Source organism: Paraglaciecola sp. 2405UD69-4, from assembly GCF_047525415.1.
In the GTDB taxonomy this organism is placed as follows: Bacteria; Pseudomonadota; Gammaproteobacteria; order Enterobacterales; family Alteromonadaceae; genus Paraglaciecola.
In genome coordinates this window covers 200,192-218,596 of sequence record NZ_JBLIXM010000005.1, presented here as the reverse complement: position 1 = coordinate 218,596, position 18,405 = coordinate 200,192, and the positions used below count along the sequence as shown (strand labels likewise).

The window sequence follows — 18,405 nt, the reverse complement described above, 5'->3', positions numbered from 1 at the left end:
ATTTTTATTATACATAATTGTATAATTGCAACTTTTTGAAGTGAGTTAAATTTTCTATTATTTGTTGTCACTACAGCTATGGAAGTAGGTTAAAATACTAAGATACGTTGTATTTGAAATTGTAAAGAGGTTAGCTTTGCAGCAGAAAAAAGTGGTCGCCCCTGAGTTTGAACTTTCTTTTTTAGGACCTAAATATTGGCCAACTTGGTTCAGTGTTATTTTTTTATATTGTATTTCGTGGTTACCTTATTCTGTACAAAAGCCAATAGGTAAGCTTTTTGGAAAAGTGTTAAAACTAGTAGCTAAAAAACGCTACTTGGTTGCTAAACGTAATATTGAATTGTGTTTTCCTGATTTAACGCCAGAGCAAAGAGCGCAAATGCTCAAGGAAAACTTAGATAATGCCGGCATGGCTTTACTAGAGACTGGCATGGGATGGTGGTGGCCTGATTGGCGCGTAAAGAAAATGGTTGAGTACGATGGCGTAGAATTGATTGATGAGATCCATGCCAAAGGAAAAGGTGTTTTAGGATACGCAATTCATAATATGAACATTGAGTTTGGATGCCGAATGTTAGGAATTGAAAAACCATCGGTGGTCTTTTATCGCAAACACAACAACCCGTTAATGGAATACATGCAATACCATGGAAGAAATCGGGCCAATAAATACATGATCCACAAGCGCAATGTAAAGGGGTTAATACAAGCGCTAGACGAAAAAGAGTTGTGCCTGTACTTGCCAGACCAAGACTATGGCCGTAAAAAGTGTGAGTTTACCCCGTTTTTTGCTGTCCCAGAAACAGCCACAACAACGGGTTCTTTGCTGTTTGCAAGCAGCGCAAATTGTGAAACTGTTTTTTTCGTTTCTATTAAGACTAAAACAGGTTACAAAGTAAAAGTCCTACCTGGACTGGAGAATTTCCCTTCAGGTGACGATAAATATGATGTAGCCCGTATAAATCAGATGGTAGAAAAAATGATCATGTTAGCGCCAGAGCAATATTTATGGATGCATAAACGTTTTAAAACTCGTCCTAATGTTGATGATCCATCTTTATACGATTAGAAAACAACTAAGAGTTTTTGATAACCATGGGTAAAACAAAAAAGTCGTCTAGTTCTTTATTTTGGCTTAAGCATGTTTTTCTTGCTATTGGGATACTTGTTATAGCCGGAATAGTGCTTTTTATGCAGCAAACAAATTTGAATCGAGTAAAACCGGAAGGGGATACTGGTGGCAAGTCAATTGAAGAGAATATGAGTAACTTTTATGCCGATTACCGTCTCTCGTCTCGCCACCCTAAAGAAGATGAGTTAGGAGATTTTGTTATAGAGGTGAATACCTCTGAAAAGCCACTGAGTGAACGTTTGAAAAAAATGGAGAGCCTGCAGAAGCCCATCTCTAGCCGTTGGGAAGGGGAGTACAAACACCGCACATTTAAAGTAGGCAGCACCTTAAGAACCGCTATTACAGATTATGCCCAGTCTGAAGGGATGCAGGTAATATGGGAGCTTGATAGAGACTTTATTGTAAAACATCATTTCCAGCTGGATGATTCAATATTAGGGACACTAAAAATGATCGCTACTGCCATCGATGCTGAGTTTGATGGTGAAGTAAAAGCCTTTATGTGTCCCAAACAAAGATCATTAGTTATTACCGCTAAAAACAGTGACTTTTTAACACAGCAATGTACCAAAGCGAGATAATATTAAATCCATTAAACATTTGGCTGAGTGCCTAATTACTTGTTGGAATTCATATAAGTCGCTGTAGATACTTATCCCAAATTCTTTCTACGTTAGCTTGATGCTCGTTAAGCTCAGTAGTCGTTGCAGCCCACTTTTCATTTTGTAATGCTAATCTATGTGTCGTATTTCGATAGGTTAGGTAAGCATCTGTGAGTTGAGACGCTTCCTGCTCTGTTAACAAGCCAACCTTGCTAAGGGCTGCAAACAGGTTAATGTTATCTGTCCAGTTTGCTAATTTTGCATGCTCGGCAGTATGAGCCAACACCATAAATTGGGTAATAAACTCAATGTCGGCTATGCCACCTTTGTTCTGTTTTAAGTCGAGTTGTGTGGCATTGCCTGTTGCCAAGTGCTCACGCATTTTTTCACGCATTTGCACGACATCTATGGCCAGCTCTTTGATGTCTCGTTGCCGAGAAAGGGTATCAAAACGTATTTCACTAAACTGGGACTTTAAATCGCTGTCTCCATAAATGAAGCGAGCTCTGCACAAGGCTTGATGTTCCCAAGTCCAAGCATTCTCCAGTTGATAACTAGCAAATCCATCAATATGACATACTAATAACCCGGCATTGCCAGAGGGCCGTAATCGCATATCGACTTCGTATAACAAACCTAAGCCTGTTTTTATGGTGAGAATGTGCATGATCCTTTGCGCTAATTTAATATAGAACTTAATGGACTCAATTGGCTTTTCACCTTGGGTATCTAAATTTCCAGCACAATTATGAACAAAGACTAAATCTAAGTCAGAACCATAACCCAGCTCCCATCCCCCTAATTTTCCAAAGCCAATAACAGCAAACCCTTTATTGTGCATTGCTAAGGGGCCTTTTATTTGGCAAACCGGGGCTCCATGCTTAGCTACAACTTGCACCCAGGCTAAATCTATTGCCTGACACAAGACTGACTCTGCTAATTGTGTTAGATGGTCACTAACCTTTGTGATAGGTAACACGCCCGTGATATCAGCTGCCGCTATCTTAAGTTGTTGACTGAGTTTAAATTGTCTTAAGGTTTCAAGTTGTAGCTCTAAATCTTCTGGTTCAACACGTAAGAGTGTTTCTCTTAATAACTCTTGATATTCCTTCAATTGAATTGGTTGATACAATTCAGCAGGATTAATCAGTTCGTCAAGCAGTAAAGGAAAGCGGGCGATTTGTGCCGTTACCCAAGGGCTTGCAGCACATAATTTTATAAGGTGGGTTAACGCACCTAGGTTTTCTGATAATAATTGTAGGTAGGCGGTACGGCCCATTATTGAGGTAAATACCAGCAACAGCCTTTGTAATAATGCTATAGGATTGTTACCGTCACTTTTTTGCAATACAAGATTGAGCACAGATGGCATCAATTTATTTAACGTATCTAGGCCTCTTTGTCCCACCCGCTTTTTAACTAAATTAAGCCTAAAATCTGTTAATTCTTTATTAAGTGACTCACTGAGTTCCAGCCCATCGCCATCTTGGGAGGCCATATTCCAATGCTCAAGTAAGGTGTGTACTTCTTTGTTATCTAGCTCTAGTAACCACAGGTCAACGGCTACTTGATGGTGCTCGTCTTCGGACTCTTCAGTTTGAGTGTCTGTTTCTCTTATTAATAGCGAAAACTGCTGATGAACATGCTGAGAATGAAGCTTAACCTCGTTTAAAAACTCCTCATAGCTATTCATATCCATCACCCAAAGTAACCTAGCTTGATCTAAGGGATCGTCAGGTAGTAATTGGGTTTGTTTGTCAGCAAATTGTTGCAGGCAATGCTCAACCTTTCTTAACCATAAATAGCTTATTCTTAATTGTTCGGCACTGTCTGATGGTAAAATAGCCTCTTGTTCTAGAACGGTTAACGCCTGCTGCAGACTTTGAACCTGCAAACTGGGTATTCTGCCGCCGTTAATCAACTGCAAGCTTTGTACAACAAACTCAGCTTCGCGGATCCCGCCTTCACCTAGCTTTATATTATTTGTTAGCCCTCGCCTGCGAACTTCCTGTTTTATTAAAGCCTTCATACTTCTTAGAGAATCTATGGCACTGTAATCAAGGTAGCGACGATAAATAAAAGGTTTAAGAATGGCATTGAGCTCTTGCGTGTAATGGCAACTTGGGTTGAGGATCCGCGCTTTGAGCATTGCATAACGCTCCCACTCGCGCCCTTGCTCTTGGTAATAATCCTCTAGCGCATCAAAATGCATTACTAGAGGGCCGCTATCTCCAAAGGGTCTTAAGCGCATATCTACTCTATATACCTGACCATCCGCAGTAATTTGGTCTAATGCATGGATAAGCTTTTGGGCAACCTTAGTAAAAAACTGCTGGTGCTCTATAGATTTTTGTCCCTCTTGGGTGTGACCTTGAAAGGGGTAGCTAAAGATCAAATCAATATCAGATGAGAAATTTAACTCGTATCCTCCTAACTTTCCCATACCTAAAATTAGCATAGGTAGGGCATCAGACTCTCCCATTGGAGTGCCAAAGCGTGTTTGTAAAAATTGATAAAACCAGTCACTTGTTTGGACAATAAGTTGCTCTGCAAGTACAGAGACTTGTTGCAATGACGTCTCAATAGTTTGAAGGTTTAATAAGTCATTCCAACAAATACACAGCATATGAAAGTTACGAAACTCACGTAGGGCTTTTAGTAATTGCGTCTCATTTTGAATGTCTTTTATAGTGTCCTTAAGTAACTGCTGAAACTTTGCTGAGTTAATTCTGCCTTGTTGTTCAATTAAGAATGTCACTAACCATTGGGGATGGCTTTGGCTGTATTTCGCTATAAAATCGCTTAGTGCAAATGCAGTTTTGATGCTGGGTTTAAATGCTACCAGTTGCTCATTGAAATTGACTGCAGTGCTAAAGTCTTGCCATCTTTTCTCTGCCAATGAATGCAACTCACCAGTTAGCTCTTTAGATACATCTTTCATAGTGTGTTTAACTCCTTACATGGCAAAGGACAGTCGTTAGATAGTTTTAAATTTTGAATAGGGGAGTCTATTAATTGATTGTTCACTAGCTTTATCTTATTGGCCTTACTTAATTTCTTTATCCAAACCTCTGTTTTTAACGCTTCTGAATGGCTTGGAATTTTGCAATAAAATTGTAATTTCAGCGGCCCTTTACCGCGTAAAGCTTTAGCGCATTTGGCGCCATTAGCTTGATGTTCATTGAAGCGCCGAACTAGATCTGTAGATATCCCTGTATAGTATTGGTTAAGTTTGTTTTCGATAATATATACATACCAATCTGTCACTGAATACCTTCGCTTAAAACCTTTAAAGAATAAGTGTACTTTGTATAGCGTATAATTTGCATAAATATTGAGTGTGCAAATAGCGCCACAAATATTATGATAAACGCCCACAAATTTTCAGTAAATAACATGACATCTTTTGCTCCTCAAGCTGCAGCAACCTACTCTCGGGTTGAAGAAACTCTCCATGCAATCACCCATGGTGTAGGGTTTATTGCCGCTTGTGTCGGCTTAATCATGATGTTGCAAAAAGTAGATGGGGTAATTGCACAATTAGTATGTGCAGTTTACGGCGTATCTATGATGCTGATGTTTTTGTCATCCACTTTATATCATTGGGCGAGCTCCGTTAGCTTAAAGGCTAAACTAAAGGTATTTGACCACGTATCTATTTATTTGTTGATAGCAGGCACTTACACACCTTATACGGTTTTTGCCGTTGGTGGTGAAATTGGGATCTTAGCCAATAGTATTATTTGGGGGCTAGCTGTTATAGGGATAGGTTGTAAATTCTTTGCAAGCCGACGTTTTCCTAAGCTGTCTTTAGTGACCTATTTGTTGATGGGGTGGCTGGCAATATTTTTTGCTTACCCTTTATATAACGCCATAGAAACCAAGGGATTTTGGTTACTGCTAGCAGGGGGGCTTTGTTATACTTTCGGTGCGGTGTTTTACGCGGCCAAACAGTTTCAATTTACCCACCTTGTTTGGCACATTTTTGTGATGGCAGGGTGTGCTTGCCATTTTTGGTCAATTTACCAATTTGTAATCTAGTTGGTTAGCTGACACTTTTCTCAAGGTAATTAATTGCTATGCATGAGTTACATCGCTTAAGCTATTGGTTAATTATCTTTTTGTAATATCGGATTGAGCGATTTAAATATGTATGAAAGCTTTTATGGACTAAAGTCTAAACCTTTTCAGTTAACACCCGATCCTAGTTTCTTTTTTGGCAGTAAGTGGCACAAACGAGCCATGTCATATTTGCAATATGGGTTATCACAAGCTGAAGGCTTTATTGTTATCACTGGTGACATTGGAACAGGCAAAACGACAATCGCAAACAGTCTATTAGACGATATGCAAGAAGACATAGTAGCGGCGCAAATAGTATCTCCTAAGTTATCACCAGATGAACTCGTTAAAATGGTGGCCAGTAAGTTTAATGTAGCGGTTAAAGGCAGCAGTAAAACAGATATTTTAAATGATCTTGAACTGTATCTTATGGACTTACATAAAGAAGGAAAGCGTGCCCTATTATTGGTGGACGAAGCGCAAAATTTACCATTAGAGACTATTGAAGAGTTGAGGATGCTCTCTAATTTCCAGGCTGCGGGTAAGCCTTTGCTACAAAGCTTTTTGTTAGGGCAAGAAGAACTGCAACCCATACTTAGGGCGCCGAATATGGAGCAGTTTAGGCAGCGTATTGTAGCGTCTTGTCATTTAGCACCATTAACTGCACCAGAGTGCCAAGCGTATATTGAGTACCGTATGCAACATGCGGGATGGAGTGGTGAAACCTTGTTTTCTGAGGGAGCCTACGAGCGTATTTATCAATTTACCCATGGTGTACCTCGTAAAATTAATACCTTAATGGACAGAATACTGCTATTTGGATTTCTTGAAGAATTAGAAACTTTAGACGAAGAGGCTGTAGAAAGTGTCATTAAAGAAGTTTCTCTTGAAATGTTTCAACCAGAAAAACCGGCAGCATCCTCAGCAACATCGCAAAGTGCCTCGGGAATTTTAGAGGCAAAAACAGAAGATGGGCAAACCAAAGACGTAGAGTATTACAAAGCCATGCTTACGGAGTTAGTAGAGGCATTAGATAATGCCCTTAGTCAAAAAATAAAGTTAACTCGATACCTTGATCGCCTAATGATGAAAAAGTACAAAACCTATGTCAGGATGAAATCTGACGACTGATATTGGGTGATTCCAAGAAAACTTATAAATTAGTTCAAAAAATAGTTAAGGTTTTATGACAAAGGCCGATGAATTAATTGTACCAGTGGGGTAATATATTACACGCAAGTATATCAAATTCTATTATCGGTTCAGAAAAGATAGAGGCTTGCATAAACATTTATAAGTTTGGGAGAGTTCTATGAAAAACTTTATTGGGGATAGACGAGGATCGTCGGAACTAAACTCTAGTAATTTTACTCTCAAGGAACGACGTAAAGCTTATTATCATGGCAAGTATTATAGGAGAGAATTGTTTCTCCTAGTTTGCGTTACATGTGTGTTAGCATTTTTGCTGCAACAGAATACGTAGTATTGATTCTGTATTGAAATGCAAAAGCCGATTACTGAGTACTGTAATCGGCTTTTTTGTTTTAGCTTGCTGCTAGCGCATTAACCTAGATTGAATAAACTCAGCGAGTTTTGCACTGGCTTGAGGATGGGCCGAGTGGCCGCTAAACAAACAGATTTTGATTTTCCCAAGCTCCGGTAAACTTCTATGTTTAATAATATCCAATTGCTCTGGCACACTACTTTTAGCCAGTGCGGTGATCCCTAGACCTTGCTTAATCGCAGCGGTAATGCCAGTTAAGTCTGCATTAGTATAGCTAATTCGCCATTTTTGGGTTTGCTGTTTTAATTTGTTGATAACCCTGCTTCTATATACACAACCATCTGGGGCAAGCACTAAAGATAACGCTTGAGTATGAATACCTAAGGACTTATCGCCAACCCAAACCAAATCATCGTGTAAAAGAATTTGCCCTTCAAAAGACTCATTTGGGTCGACCAAAGCCATAATTAAATCAAAGGATTCAGAGGTATCTTTAGCTAATAAAGATTTACTTAACGCAGAGGTTACCTCAAGAGAAACATCTGGATATAACTTTCCAAACTCACCTATGATGTTAGGTAACAAGGTTGTCGCAAATTCACTGGGAATACCCAAGCGTAAACGGCCTTTTAATCCAGCGGGTTGAAACTGTTTAAATATATTGTCGTTTAAGGCCAACATAGTGCGTGCCTGTTGGTAAAGGGCAAGACCATCTTGATTAACCACCTGTCTTTGACCTTGTTTTTGAAAAAGTCGCTTGGTGAGCTGCTGCTCTAAACGTTTAATTTGTAAGCTGATGGCAGGTTGCGAGCGCCCTAACATTTCTCCTGCTTTTGCATAGCCTCCTAAATCTACTACTGCTACAAATGTACGCAGGTTGTCTAAAGATAGTTGTCTCAAGGGCAGCCCTTAATAAATAAGAGTTTCAAATGGTTTTTAATAATACATTAAAAATTTAAATGTATAGATTAAAACTTTCAATTTGTTGTGAATATTCTCAGTGCATATACTCGAATCAATCTCTTTACCTTGGATCTAACATCACATGCCAAATAAAACAGTTTTACATGCTAAGCACTTAGCCTCTGGAGCAAAAATGGTTGATTTTCACGGCTGGGAAATGCCAATCAACTATGGTTCGCAAATTGAAGAACACCATGCTGTAAGACAAGATGCTGGCATGTTTGATGTATCCCATATGACTATAGTGGATATCACAGGTAGCCAAGCCCAAGCATATTTACGTTTTTTATTGGCAAATGATGTGGCTAAGTTACAAGACAAAGGTAAAGCCTTATATAGCGGCATGTTGAATCAAGCTGGTGGCGTGGTAGACGATCTTATTGTTTATTATTTTGACCTGACTAATTATCGCCTTGTGGTTAACTCAGCCACCCGTGAAAAAGACATGGACTGGTTGCATGCACAAGCATCGGGCTTTGATGTCACCATTACAGAGCGACCAGAGTTTGCAATGATCGCCGTGCAAGGTCCTCAAGCTAAAACTAAAGCAGCAGCCCTTTTCTCAGCTGCACAAAAAGAAGCCGTGGCAGGTATGAAGCCATTTTATGGTGTGCAAGCTGAAGACTTGTTTATTGCCACCACAGGATACACAGGCGAGGCAGGCTACGAAATCATGGTGCCTGTTGATGATGCCGCAGACTTTTGGCAAAAGCTGTTAGACGCAGGCGTAGTACCTTGTGGTCTAGGAGCAAGAGATACTTTACGTCTTGAAGCAGGTATGAACTTATACGGTCAAGATATGGACGAAACAATATCACCACTGGCTGCTAACATGGGCTGGACTATTACATGGGAGCCAAGTGATAGAAACTTTGTTGGCCGCAGTGCCCTAGAGCAACAAAAAGCACAAGGCACTGAAAAACTTGTCGGCCTAGTGATGACAGATAAAGGCGTATTACGTGCAGGTCAAAAAGTTAAAGTTGCAGGTGGCGAAGGTATTATTACTTCTGGTAGTTTTTCGCCAACTTTAGGGCATAGTATTGCTATGGCTAGGGTTGCAGCCAGTGTTGAAGATACCGCTGAAGTTGAAATCCGTAAAAAGTGGGTTACAGTAAACGTGGTCAAACCCAGCTTTGTCAGAAATGGTAAAAGTGTCTTATAACTGTCATTAACAACAAGCAGTATTACATCAAATTAAATAAAAACTAGGAACTAAGATGAGCAATATTCCAACAGATTTACGTTACGCAAGTACCCATGAATGGGTTCGTCCAGACGGCGATGGTGTATTTACCGTAGGTATTAGTGACCACGCCCAATCATTACTGGGTGATATGGTGTTTGTTGAATTACCAGAAATTGGTTCAGAGGTTGGCTCTGGTGACGATGTCGCTGTTGCTGAGTCTGTAAAAGCCGCATCTGATGTATATGCTCCAATAAGCGGTGAAATTGTTGCCGTTAACGAAGAGCTAGAAGACTCACCTGAACTTGTAAACTCTGATGCTTATGGCGATGGATGGCTGTTTAAAATTAAAGCTGAAGATCCAGAAGAAGTTAATGCCCTGCTCGATGCTGAAGCATACGAAGGCAATATCGAAGAATAGTAATTGGCGCACCCAGTGCCCAAAGTTAGGTGTGCAGGTTAAGGCACCTAGCGCTGTTGTTCTGTTTTACACATTTTAGCCCTAAGGCCAAAGTGCATAAACTTTGGTCTACTGCCCCTTATTAGGAATTAATAGTTAGCCATGTCTGTCACTCACTCTCTATCTCAACTTGAACAAACCCAAGATTTTGTCCGTCGTCACATAGGTCCAAGTGACGCAGAAATGGCTGCTATGTTATCTGACATTGGTGCCACATCACTAGATGATCTCATGCAGCAAACAGTACCTGAGGGGATCCGCTTAGCCGAATCTTTGAAAGTAGGCGAGGGTGAAACAGAAGCTAACGCATTAGCTTATTTAAAAAATGTCGCCAGCAAAAACAAGGTGATGCGCTCGTTTATTGGTATGGGTTACTACGACACCCTAACACCTAACGTTATTTTGCGTAATGTTCTTGAAAACCCGGGTTGGTACACAGCATATACACCGTATCAACCAGAGATTGCCCAAGGCAGATTAGAAGCCTTATTAAACTTTCAACAAGTGACTATTGATTTAACAGGCATGGAGCTTGCCTCGGCATCTTTACTAGATGAAGCCACCGCCGCTGCCGAAGCAATGGGCCTTGCCAAGCGTATGTCTAAAAACCGTAAAGCCAACAGTTTTTATGTGGCAGACGATGTACACCCACAAACCTTAGACGTAGTGCAAACTCGCGCAGATATGTTCGGCTTTAATATCATAGTAGGTCCGGCAAGTGCCGCTGGCGAACAAGACGTGTTTGGTGCTTTATTGCAATATCCCGGCACATCTGGGGAAATTAACGATATTTCAGAGATTATCGCTGCAGTTCAAAGCAATAAAGGCATAGTTGCCGTTGCCGCTGATTTACTAAGCTTAACCTTGCTGACTCCTCCAGGTGAATTAGGCGCAGACGTAGTTTTAGGTAGCGCCCAACGTTTTGGTGTGCCTATGGGATACGGCGGTCCACATGCCGCATTTTTTGCTACCCGCGATAGCTACAAGCGTTCATTACCCGGCCGTATTATTGGCGTATCTAAAGACACCCGGGGCCGCCCAGCACTGCGCATGGCATTGCAAACCCGCGAGCAACATATTCGCCGCGAAAAAGCCAACTCAAACATATGTACCGCCCAAGTATTATTAGCCAATATGGCATCGTTTTATGCCGTGTATCATGGCCCAGTAGGCCTTAAAACTATTGCATCTCGGGTTCATAGATTTGCCGACATCCTAGCTGCAGGGCTACAAAAATCAGGCTTTGAACTGGTTAACAATACTTGGTTTGATACACTTACAGTGAAAGTAAGCGCTAACAAAGATAAAATCTTAAGCGCAGCTTTAGCTAGTAACTTAAACCTACGTAGCGACCTTGAAGGAGCCTTAGGCATTAGCATTGACGAAACCACTAGTCGCGAAGACCTACAAGCCGTATACCAAGCCTTTGTAGGAGCAAACGTAGAGCTAGATATAGATGCCTTTGATAAAGACATAGTTGCCAATGGCAGCCAATCTATTCCAGCTAATTTGCTAAGAACATCTGACTTTATGACGCACCCGGTATTTAACAGCTACCACAGCGAAACCGAAATGCTGCGTTATATCAAATCATTAGAAGACAAAGACCTAGCTCTAAACCACTCCATGATTTCACTTGGCTCTTGCACCATGAAGCTAAACGCCACAGCAGAAATGCTACCGGTAACTTGGCCAGAGTTTGGACAGTTACACCCGTTTGCACCAATCGAGCAAGCCCAAGGCTACAAGCAAATGATGGACGAGCTAAGCGAGTGGTTAATTGACATTACCGGTTACGATGCTTTATCAATGCAGCCAAACTCAGGGGCGCAAGGTGAATACGCAGGCCTAATCACGATTCAAAAATATCACGAAAGCCGCGGTGAAGGGCATCGTAATATTTGTTTAATCCCAAGCTCTGCCCATGGTACCAATCCAGCATCTGCGCAAATGGTGAGTATGAAGGTAGTAGTGGTTGCCTGTGATAAAGACGGCAACGTTGATTTGGCTGATTTACGCACTAAAGCCGCAGAAGTGGCAGACAACCTGTCTTGTGCCATGATCACTTACCCATCAACCCACGGTGTATACGAAGAAACCATCAAAGAAATGTGCGACATAGTGCACGAGTTTGGCGGCCAGGTGTACATGGATGGCGCAAACATGAACGCCCAAGTTGGGGTAACATCACCAGGCTTTATTGGCTCAGACGTATCGCACCTTAACCTACATAAAACCTTTTGTATTCCCCACGGTGGCGGTGGCCCAGGTATGGGACCAATAGGTGTAAAAGCGCACTTAGCGCCATTTTTACCAAACCATAAAGTGATAGGGGTAGAAAACGCAGGTGATGGCCAAGTACGTGAGCACGGAGCGGTATCGGCTGCGCCATGGGGCAGTGCTTCAATACTGCCAATTAGCTACATGTACATCAAAATGATGGGCAGCGCAGGCCTTAAAAAAGCCACCGAAGTTGCCATGCTAAATGCCAACTACGTAGCGGATAAACTATCAGCCCATTACCAAGTGTTATACCGCGGCCGCAATAACCGCGTGGCGCACGAATGTATAATTGATCTGCGCCCACTTAAAGAAAGCTCAGGGGTAACCGAAATGGACGTGGCCAAGCGCCTTAACGACTACGGATTCCACGCGCCTACTATGAGCTTCCCTGTGGCAGGCACATTAATGATTGAGCCTACCGAATCTGAAGCCAAAGCAGAGTTAGACAGGTTTATCGAAGCCATGGTGAATATTCGTTATGAAATCGCTAAAGTAGAAACGGGCGAATGGGACGCAACCGACAACCCATTACACAATGCCCCTCACACCTTAGATGATATTTGCGATAGCGAATGGACCCGCAGCTACGACAGGCAGTTAGCGGCCTATCCAGTAGAAGCGGTAAAACGCAATAAATTCTGGCCAAGTGTGAATCGTATTGATGATGTATACGGGGATAGAAATTTATTTTGTGAATGCCCAAGTATTGAGAGTTATCAAGATTAGGGGTGTTTAAAAAATTGATTGAGGCGAGCAGATAGCTCGCCTTTTTTATGGCTGCGCCATAGGGCATGCACTTCGTGCACTGGTTATGTGCTGCGCGCATTGAGACTATTCACTTCGCTCATTAAGCATGTGCTACGCACACACGGCATTCACTTCGTTCACCGCAATCCATTGCGGGTTTCAAACAGCATCCCTGCTGTTCGAGATACTTCTTTTCAACAGCCAAAAGAAGTATCCAAGAAAGGCCGCGCTCCAATCAAATTCCTGTTCCATAAAATAATAGGCTTTGATGTCGAGGCGGCAATAAGTAATCACATTAAGATAAGCCAAATACACGTCCGTGATGAACGTCACCCAATCTCAACATCCATGTTGAGCTGCTCAAGCTGGCAGAGCTACGCTCCTAAAAAACTCAGCTTTCCCCCTTGCTCGGCCACTCGACGAGCCAATTATGATATGGGGAATTTGGAGTCGCGGTAAAATCAAAAGCATGGCTTCGCCGACTATAGGGGATTGCTTTGCAATTAATTATCAATGATGCCCTGTTAACTCTGACTTGAACGTACTATTTAATTCCATCAAAACTCACCCTCGTTGTTTATATGGTTAAGCCAAAACCTCTGTGAAACATATTTGAACCAATATGCCACATAAGAAACAGGAGAAATTATGAAAGAAAGTAGATTGAAAATAAGGCTTGATGCTTCCCGTAACTCAACATCCTGGGCATAACCTTGTTGATCTAAGATTCTTAAATTAACCAACTGTTTAATTTAATTGTCCTGTACTGACTAAGTGTTTAATATAGTGCCTCATGAAATGAGGTGGTTATGAATAAAACGGTGACGAAAAAGGCGAATACGCGTTCTCTGCAACAACGCGCCCAAGAAACGAAAGCAAAAATACTAAGTGCGGCACTTTCAGAGTTTGCCAAATCAGGGTTTGACGGGGTATCGACTCGCTCTATCGCTACCAATGCAGGCGTAAATCATACTCTTATCTCTCACCATTTTGGTTCTAAGGATGCGCTTTGGAAGGCAACTGCAGAGTGGTTTTTTAATACCTATAACCAAGAGTTTCTTAACCGTCCTAAAGCATTAAATGAAGTAGATGCTACAGATAAGCTTCGCATCTATATCAGGGATTTCATCGAGTTCTGCGTTAACTTTCCTGATTTTACTCGTTTTATGATGCAAGCAAATCAGGGGGACGAAAAGCGTTTAAATTGGCTTGTTGATCGCTTCCTCAGTTCAGGCTCTGAAACTGAACTGGGAATCTTGCAACAGGCTCAGAAATTAGGACTCATTCTGAAAGGTGATAGCCTGCACATGCGTTACTTATTTATAGGTGCAGCTACATCGATTTTTACATTTGCACCAGAGTTCTCTCGACTATCCGGTAAGGACCCGTTTTCCCACTCCATGGTAGAACAACATATTGACTATCTTTTAGCTTTATTCAGTACTCAAGTGCCAAAACTTAAAGAGGTATGATGAAATGACTAAGAAACTTGTAATTGTAGGTGGTGGATATTTAGGAGCACAATTAGCTCAGACGCTTGAACATGATTTAGATGTGACTCTTATCGAGCAGCGTGACGCATTTGTTCATGTGCCAGCCATGATCCGAACCATTGTTAAACCCTCCATGTTAGATACGGTGTTGTTACCTTATGAGCAGCTTCTTACAAAAGGCACCTTTGTAAAAGCGAAGGTCACTAAGGTTGAAGAGCAAAGTGTGACACTTGAAGATGGAACAAAAATTAGCGCTGACTATATTGTGATTGCAACAGGCTCAACGAATAGCGCGTTTTTGAAACCGGCAGGCACGAGTATTGATGATTTCCGCACGGTTGTTGTTAATCTACACAATAAACTAGAAAGCGCACAATCTGTCGTGATTGTGGGGGCTGGAACCGTTGGTTCAGAAATGGCGGGCGAGATAAGTAGTGCCATGCCAGAGAAAGACATAACCTTAATATCGAGTGATTCAACTCTTTTTTCACAACTACCAAAAAAATTCGCTACTTCAATTATGTCGAAACTCAAAAACGCGAATATCGACATTAAATTCGGCGTTCAGGTTACGAACCTTGAAAGTACCTCAAATGCATACTCTGGGGCTCTTCATCTGTCAGATGGCACATCCATTGAGGCTGACCTTATTATTCCAGCGGTTGGGTCTCGCGCAGTATCGTCATTGGTTTGCGAGTTGCCGAATTCTGCTAAAAGGAAAAACGGCCAGGTTGATGTTGACGCTTACTTGCGCCCGTCGGCATACCCAAATGTATTCTGCGCAGGTGATGTTGCCAATTGCGGTGATGCAATGACGATTGTTGCTGTTAGCCGACAAATTCCTTGGTTAACCAAGACCTTTAAAGCGTTAGCTGCTGGAAAACAGTTAGAGCAGCTTAAGCCTTATTCTCCATGGAAAAAAGCGCCGTTGTTTTTGCCTTTAGGTCCAAGTAAAGGTAATTCCTACCTAGTTGTCGGTACGTTTGGTGACTGGGTTACAAGAAAAATAAAAGGTGAAAATCTTTTCATAGATAAATATAGAAAGCTTTTCCGTTTAAACCCATAGATGTAAATCGAAGTTATGAGCTAGGTTAATTATGCCAATTTACATCATTAAATATGACTGTATAAATATGAGAAATTAAGATGAATAAATCAACGTCAGGAAATAAGTTACATATTGCAAGATGGCTTTTGATAGGCCTCTATTTAATATCCACCCTAGTCTTTGGTGGTCAGATGGAGCACAGCACAGGGCAGTTGTTTTTACTTGGTTCTACCCTAGTATTAATGCACGCACCTAAAAGATATGGTTGGAAAGGTACATTCATATTTATCGCTACCGCCTATATTGTCAGTACCATTCTGGAAGATATGAGTATTCGTACGGGCTTCCCTTTTGGTAACTATCACTACACGCTTGGTGGATTACATATTGACCAGGTTCCTGCTTTGGTTGGCCCTGTTTACATAGCGGTCGGTTACATGTCATGGACAATTGGCTCAATCATTCTCGATCACGCTGACAAGCATCTGGATAAAAAATTCAACCTGATTGCATTGCCTGCTGTCAGTGCTTTTATTATGTGTCAGTTTGATTTAGTTCAAGACCCTCTCACCTCAACATTTGATGGCATTTGGATTTGGGAAAATGCTGGCGGTATCTTTGGTGTGCCACTGGTAAACTTTCTTGGTTGGTATCTGACCTGTTATCTATTCATGCAAATATTTGCAATCTATCTATCTAAAAATAGTCAAATCATTATTGAGTCAGGCGATACCGAGAAAAAGTCATATTGGTTACAGCCTGTCATTTTCTATTTGTTGATTGGGCTGTCTTACATCGGTCATTACCTGCATCAGGTTAACAGTGACGAAGTAATAACAGACCTGGCCGGGAATGTATGGGGCGTTGCAAATCTGCATGAAACGGCGGTTGGCATAATGTTATTTACTATGCTTTACAGTGTTGTATTAGCCACTGTTCGTTTATTTAAACCAAAGCAGTAGCAGTAAGGATTGTAACTATGGGGTGAGTTTCGTGAGCACGGAGCGGTATCGGCTGCTCCATAGGGCATAAGCTTCGTTTACAAGGCATGCACTTCGTGTACTGGGTATGTGCTGCGCACATTGAGATTATTCATTTTGTTCATTAAGCATGCGCTACGCACACAGGGCATTCACTTCGTTCACCGCAATCCATTGCGGGTTTCAAACAGCATCCCTGCTGTTCGAGATACTTCTTTTCAACAGCCAAAAGAAGTATCCAAGAAAGGCCGCGCTCCGATCAAATCCCTGCTCCATAAAATAATAGGCTTTGATGTCGAGGCGGCAATAAGTCGCATCCATGCTATAAAAGGTTGCCTTGTCCGAGCATCCTTGCTCGGCCACTCGACAAGCCAATTATGATATGGGGAATTTGGAGTCGCGGGTAGAATTTAAAGCATGGCTTCACCGACTGAAATATTAGGTTCTTAAGTAGTCAATTGTCATGGATGTTGTGTTAATTGTTCATAAAGAAGTATGAGAAAAATGCTTGTAACCTCAAAAATCTGGTAAGTTTGATAGATAAAAAATAAACGTTGTTAAGGAATGACATTGAAAGATAGGAACACTTATAAAAATACGGATACTTTTTCCATACAAGGTGAATTCTATCCCCCTGAGAATTATGAGGATAGAGTATCAGGTAGGTTACATTATGACCCGTATTGGGGAGCAAAGCTTAATTTTGTAACTAAGAGCGAGAAGATAGACTCACCTGTTTTACATGGGGTTTTAGAAGATGGGAGCATTTGCACCCTCTTCGGGCCCTTCCATATTGAAAATGGTAATCGGTTTAGAAATAGAAAACTAACGATACTAAGTGTAGATATGGTGTGTACTAGCCTATTGTTTGGAGAACACATTGACCTGACTAAAAAATTTACTTCTATTGACTTTAAGCCTTTGAATATGGAGGGGTTTTTCACTAATCAGGCAAACGCTTCTGGTACAAAAAGCAGAGATAGAGACTTTACGGAATATGAACTTGATAACTTTAGATTGAAAGTAACCTTTAATAATAAGCTTAAAGGTATTTCAAGTCTTAGTGCAAATCTGTATTCAGATACCGAATATGCTGAACAGCAATTAGATAAGTTAGATGAACACTTTAACTCTTTGACATATAAACCTGAACTTTGGATTCGGTTGGGCTATGAATCAATAATTTCTATCGAGTATGACACGGAAAAACTATTGAGCGAGTTGATCGCAGATATCTGTAATATATGTAATTTCTTTGCGATTTCTATACAAAGACCTGTTATTGCCGAAAACATTACTATCGAGTTCCAAGAAGGAGATAATAACCATAAAATTAAAGTGTTTCCCTCGGAGTATATTGAAGAGTCAACTTTACGAATTGCATTATCGGAAACACCACGTAACTTCGGTCCTGTAACACTTCAAAAGTTAGACCTTGGCAAAGTTATAAATAATTGGTTTAAATTAAGTTTTAATACCAGAACAATAGTGGCACAAGTTCAACGCAAGCGGGAGCTTCGAAGCATTGACGAAGTTTATGGTGGTATCGTTGTATTAGCGACACATCTTGAAGATATTCTTAATGAAGATAAGAAAAGTAACGCCAATATAAAGCTTAAAAAGTACGACTATTCCTTACATAAGTATGGCAATGAAATATTGCGAAAAAAATTAATTGCTTTAATTGGTGACCAGAAACAAAAAACCTTGGGTGAACGGATTGGTCTGCTCAGGGGGGAAATAGCACATGTAGGCGTTAGACAAAGACCTATTACTGCTAGATTAGGAATTATGGATCTAATTGAAGTTGAACATTTACTTAGAATAGTAGTTTGTGCATTTCTTTTATCTAAATCTGGCGTAGATAGCCGCTGTGTTGATGAATATTTGAACTGCCATACGCAATGATAATGAGTAAAAGGGGGCTGATTCAAATTAAAAGTGCCCT

The 18,405-nt window shown here is 41.0% G+C and carries 14 protein-coding genes; 11 read left to right on the top strand and 3 right to left on the bottom strand.

Translation table 11 applies throughout. The features are described from left to right. Window positions 1-136: 136 nt before the first annotated feature. Window positions 137-1,069, top strand: a complete 933-nt coding sequence (lpxL, locus tag ACMUMK_RS16305) for an LpxL/LpxP family Kdo(2)-lipid IV(A) lauroyl/palmitoleoyl acyltransferase (RefSeq protein ID WP_414702209.1) — start codon at window positions 137-139, stop codon at window positions 1,067-1,069. Between the two features lie 26 nt (window positions 1,070-1,095). Next, on the top strand, window positions 1,096-1,713 hold the full coding sequence (locus tag ACMUMK_RS16300; RefSeq protein WP_414702208.1) for a toxin co-regulated pilus biosynthesis Q family protein: 618 nt from the start codon (window positions 1,096-1,098) through the stop codon (window positions 1,711-1,713). A gap of 49 nt (window positions 1,714-1,762) precedes the next feature. On the opposite strand, the gene glnE is transcribed toward ACMUMK_RS16300, so the two are convergent. Beyond that, window positions 1,763-4,675 (bottom strand): bifunctional [glutamate--ammonia ligase]-adenylyl-L-tyrosine phosphorylase/[glutamate--ammonia-ligase] adenylyltransferase, encoded by a 2,913-nt coding sequence (gene glnE / locus ACMUMK_RS16295; protein ID WP_414702207.1) that lies wholly within the window; start codon window positions 4,673-4,675, stop codon window positions 1,763-1,765. Next, entirely contained in the window at window positions 4,672-5,001 is a 330-nt protein-coding gene (locus tag ACMUMK_RS16290; RefSeq protein ID WP_414702206.1) for a GIY-YIG nuclease family protein, read from the bottom strand. Before ACMUMK_RS16290 ends, glnE begins: the two co-directional genes overlap by 4 nt. A gap of 129 nt (window positions 5,002-5,130) precedes the next feature. On the opposite strand from ACMUMK_RS16290, the gene trhA reads away from it, so the two are divergent. Both trhA and ACMUMK_RS16280 read left to right on the top strand, forming a co-directional pair. Next, a complete protein-coding gene (trhA, locus tag ACMUMK_RS16285; RefSeq protein WP_414702205.1) occupies window positions 5,131-5,775 on the top strand; it encodes a PAQR family membrane homeostasis protein TrhA in 645 nt (214 codons plus the stop codon). Window positions 5,776-5,883: 108 nt separating this feature from the next. Further along, entirely contained in the window at window positions 5,884-6,927 is a 1,044-nt protein-coding gene (locus ACMUMK_RS16280) for an XrtA/PEP-CTERM system-associated ATPase (protein WP_414702204.1), read from the top strand. 424 nt (window positions 6,928-7,351) lie between these two features. On the opposite strand, the gene ACMUMK_RS16275 is transcribed toward ACMUMK_RS16280, so the two are convergent. Further along, a complete protein-coding gene (locus ACMUMK_RS16275) occupies window positions 7,352-8,200 on the bottom strand; it encodes a LysR family transcriptional regulator (RefSeq protein ID WP_414702203.1) in 849 nt (282 codons plus the stop codon). Between the two features lie 145 nt (window positions 8,201-8,345). Here ACMUMK_RS16275 and gcvT point away from each other — a divergent pair, with 145 nt between their 5' ends. The 7 genes from gcvT (at window position 8,346) to ACMUMK_RS16240 (ending at window position 18,365) form a co-directional block, all read left to right on the top strand. After that, the gene (gene gcvT, locus ACMUMK_RS16270; protein WP_414702202.1) at window positions 8,346-9,425 is read left to right on the top strand and encodes a glycine cleavage system aminomethyltransferase GcvT; all 1,080 of its coding nucleotides are present in this window, start codon (window positions 8,346-8,348) and stop codon (window positions 9,423-9,425) included. Window positions 9,426-9,480: 55 nt separating this feature from the next. After that, window positions 9,481-9,867, top strand: coding sequence for a glycine cleavage system protein GcvH (gene gcvH / locus ACMUMK_RS16265; protein ID WP_414702201.1), 387 nt, complete (start codon window positions 9,481-9,483; stop codon window positions 9,865-9,867). Window positions 9,868-10,008: 141 nt separating this feature from the next. Further along, window positions 10,009-12,915 carry an aminomethyl-transferring glycine dehydrogenase gene (gcvP, locus tag ACMUMK_RS16260; protein WP_414702200.1) on the top strand — a complete coding sequence of 969 codons (2,907 nt, stop codon included), beginning with the start codon at window positions 10,009-10,011 and terminating at the stop codon, window positions 12,913-12,915. Window positions 12,916-13,745: 830 nt separating this feature from the next. After that, window positions 13,746-14,408 (top strand): TetR/AcrR family transcriptional regulator, encoded by a 663-nt coding sequence (locus tag ACMUMK_RS16255; RefSeq protein ID WP_414702199.1) that lies wholly within the window; start codon window positions 13,746-13,748, stop codon window positions 14,406-14,408. A 4-nt stretch (window positions 14,409-14,412) separates the two neighbouring features. Continuing rightward, the gene (locus tag ACMUMK_RS16250; RefSeq protein WP_414702198.1) at window positions 14,413-15,495 is read left to right on the top strand and encodes an NAD(P)/FAD-dependent oxidoreductase; all 1,083 of its coding nucleotides are present in this window, start codon (window positions 14,413-14,415) and stop codon (window positions 15,493-15,495) included. An 80-nt stretch (window positions 15,496-15,575) separates the two neighbouring features. Beyond that, window positions 15,576-16,439: a carotenoid biosynthesis protein gene (locus ACMUMK_RS16245; RefSeq protein WP_414702197.1), complete on the top strand. Its 864-nt coding sequence runs from the start codon at window positions 15,576-15,578 to the stop codon at window positions 16,437-16,439. Between the two features lie 588 nt (window positions 16,440-17,027). Continuing rightward, on the top strand, window positions 17,028-18,365 hold the full coding sequence (locus tag ACMUMK_RS16240) for a hypothetical protein (protein WP_414702196.1): 1,338 nt from the start codon (window positions 17,028-17,030) through the stop codon (window positions 18,363-18,365). The last annotated feature ends 40 nt before the right edge of the window (window positions 18,366-18,405 follow it).

What these genes read in the sequence shown, in the direction of transcription:
- ACMUMK_RS16300 (WP_414702208.1), top strand. Translation starts at nt 1,096, where the DNA reads ATGGGTAAAACAAAAAAGTCGTCTAGTTCTTTATTTTGGCTTAAGCAT.
- glnE (WP_414702207.1), bottom strand. Translation starts at nt 4,675, where the DNA reads ATGAAAGATGTATCTAAAGAGCTAACTGGTGAGTTGCATTCATTGGCA.
- trhA (WP_414702205.1), top strand. Translation starts at nt 5,131, where the DNA reads ATGACATCTTTTGCTCCTCAAGCTGCAGCAACCTACTCTCGGGTTGAA.
- ACMUMK_RS16280 (WP_414702204.1), top strand. Translation starts at nt 5,884, where the DNA reads ATGTATGAAAGCTTTTATGGACTAAAGTCTAAACCTTTTCAGTTAACA.
- gcvT (WP_414702202.1), top strand. Translation starts at nt 8,346, where the DNA reads ATGCCAAATAAAACAGTTTTACATGCTAAGCACTTAGCCTCTGGAGCA.
- gcvH (WP_414702201.1), top strand. Translation starts at nt 9,481, where the DNA reads ATGAGCAATATTCCAACAGATTTACGTTACGCAAGTACCCATGAATGG.
- gcvP (WP_414702200.1), top strand. Translation starts at nt 10,009, where the DNA reads ATGTCTGTCACTCACTCTCTATCTCAACTTGAACAAACCCAAGATTTT.
- ACMUMK_RS16255 (WP_414702199.1), top strand. Translation starts at nt 13,746, where the DNA reads ATGAATAAAACGGTGACGAAAAAGGCGAATACGCGTTCTCTGCAACAA.
- ACMUMK_RS16250 (WP_414702198.1), top strand. Translation starts at nt 14,413, where the DNA reads ATGACTAAGAAACTTGTAATTGTAGGTGGTGGATATTTAGGAGCACAA.
- ACMUMK_RS16245 (WP_414702197.1), top strand. Translation starts at nt 15,576, where the DNA reads ATGAATAAATCAACGTCAGGAAATAAGTTACATATTGCAAGATGGCTT.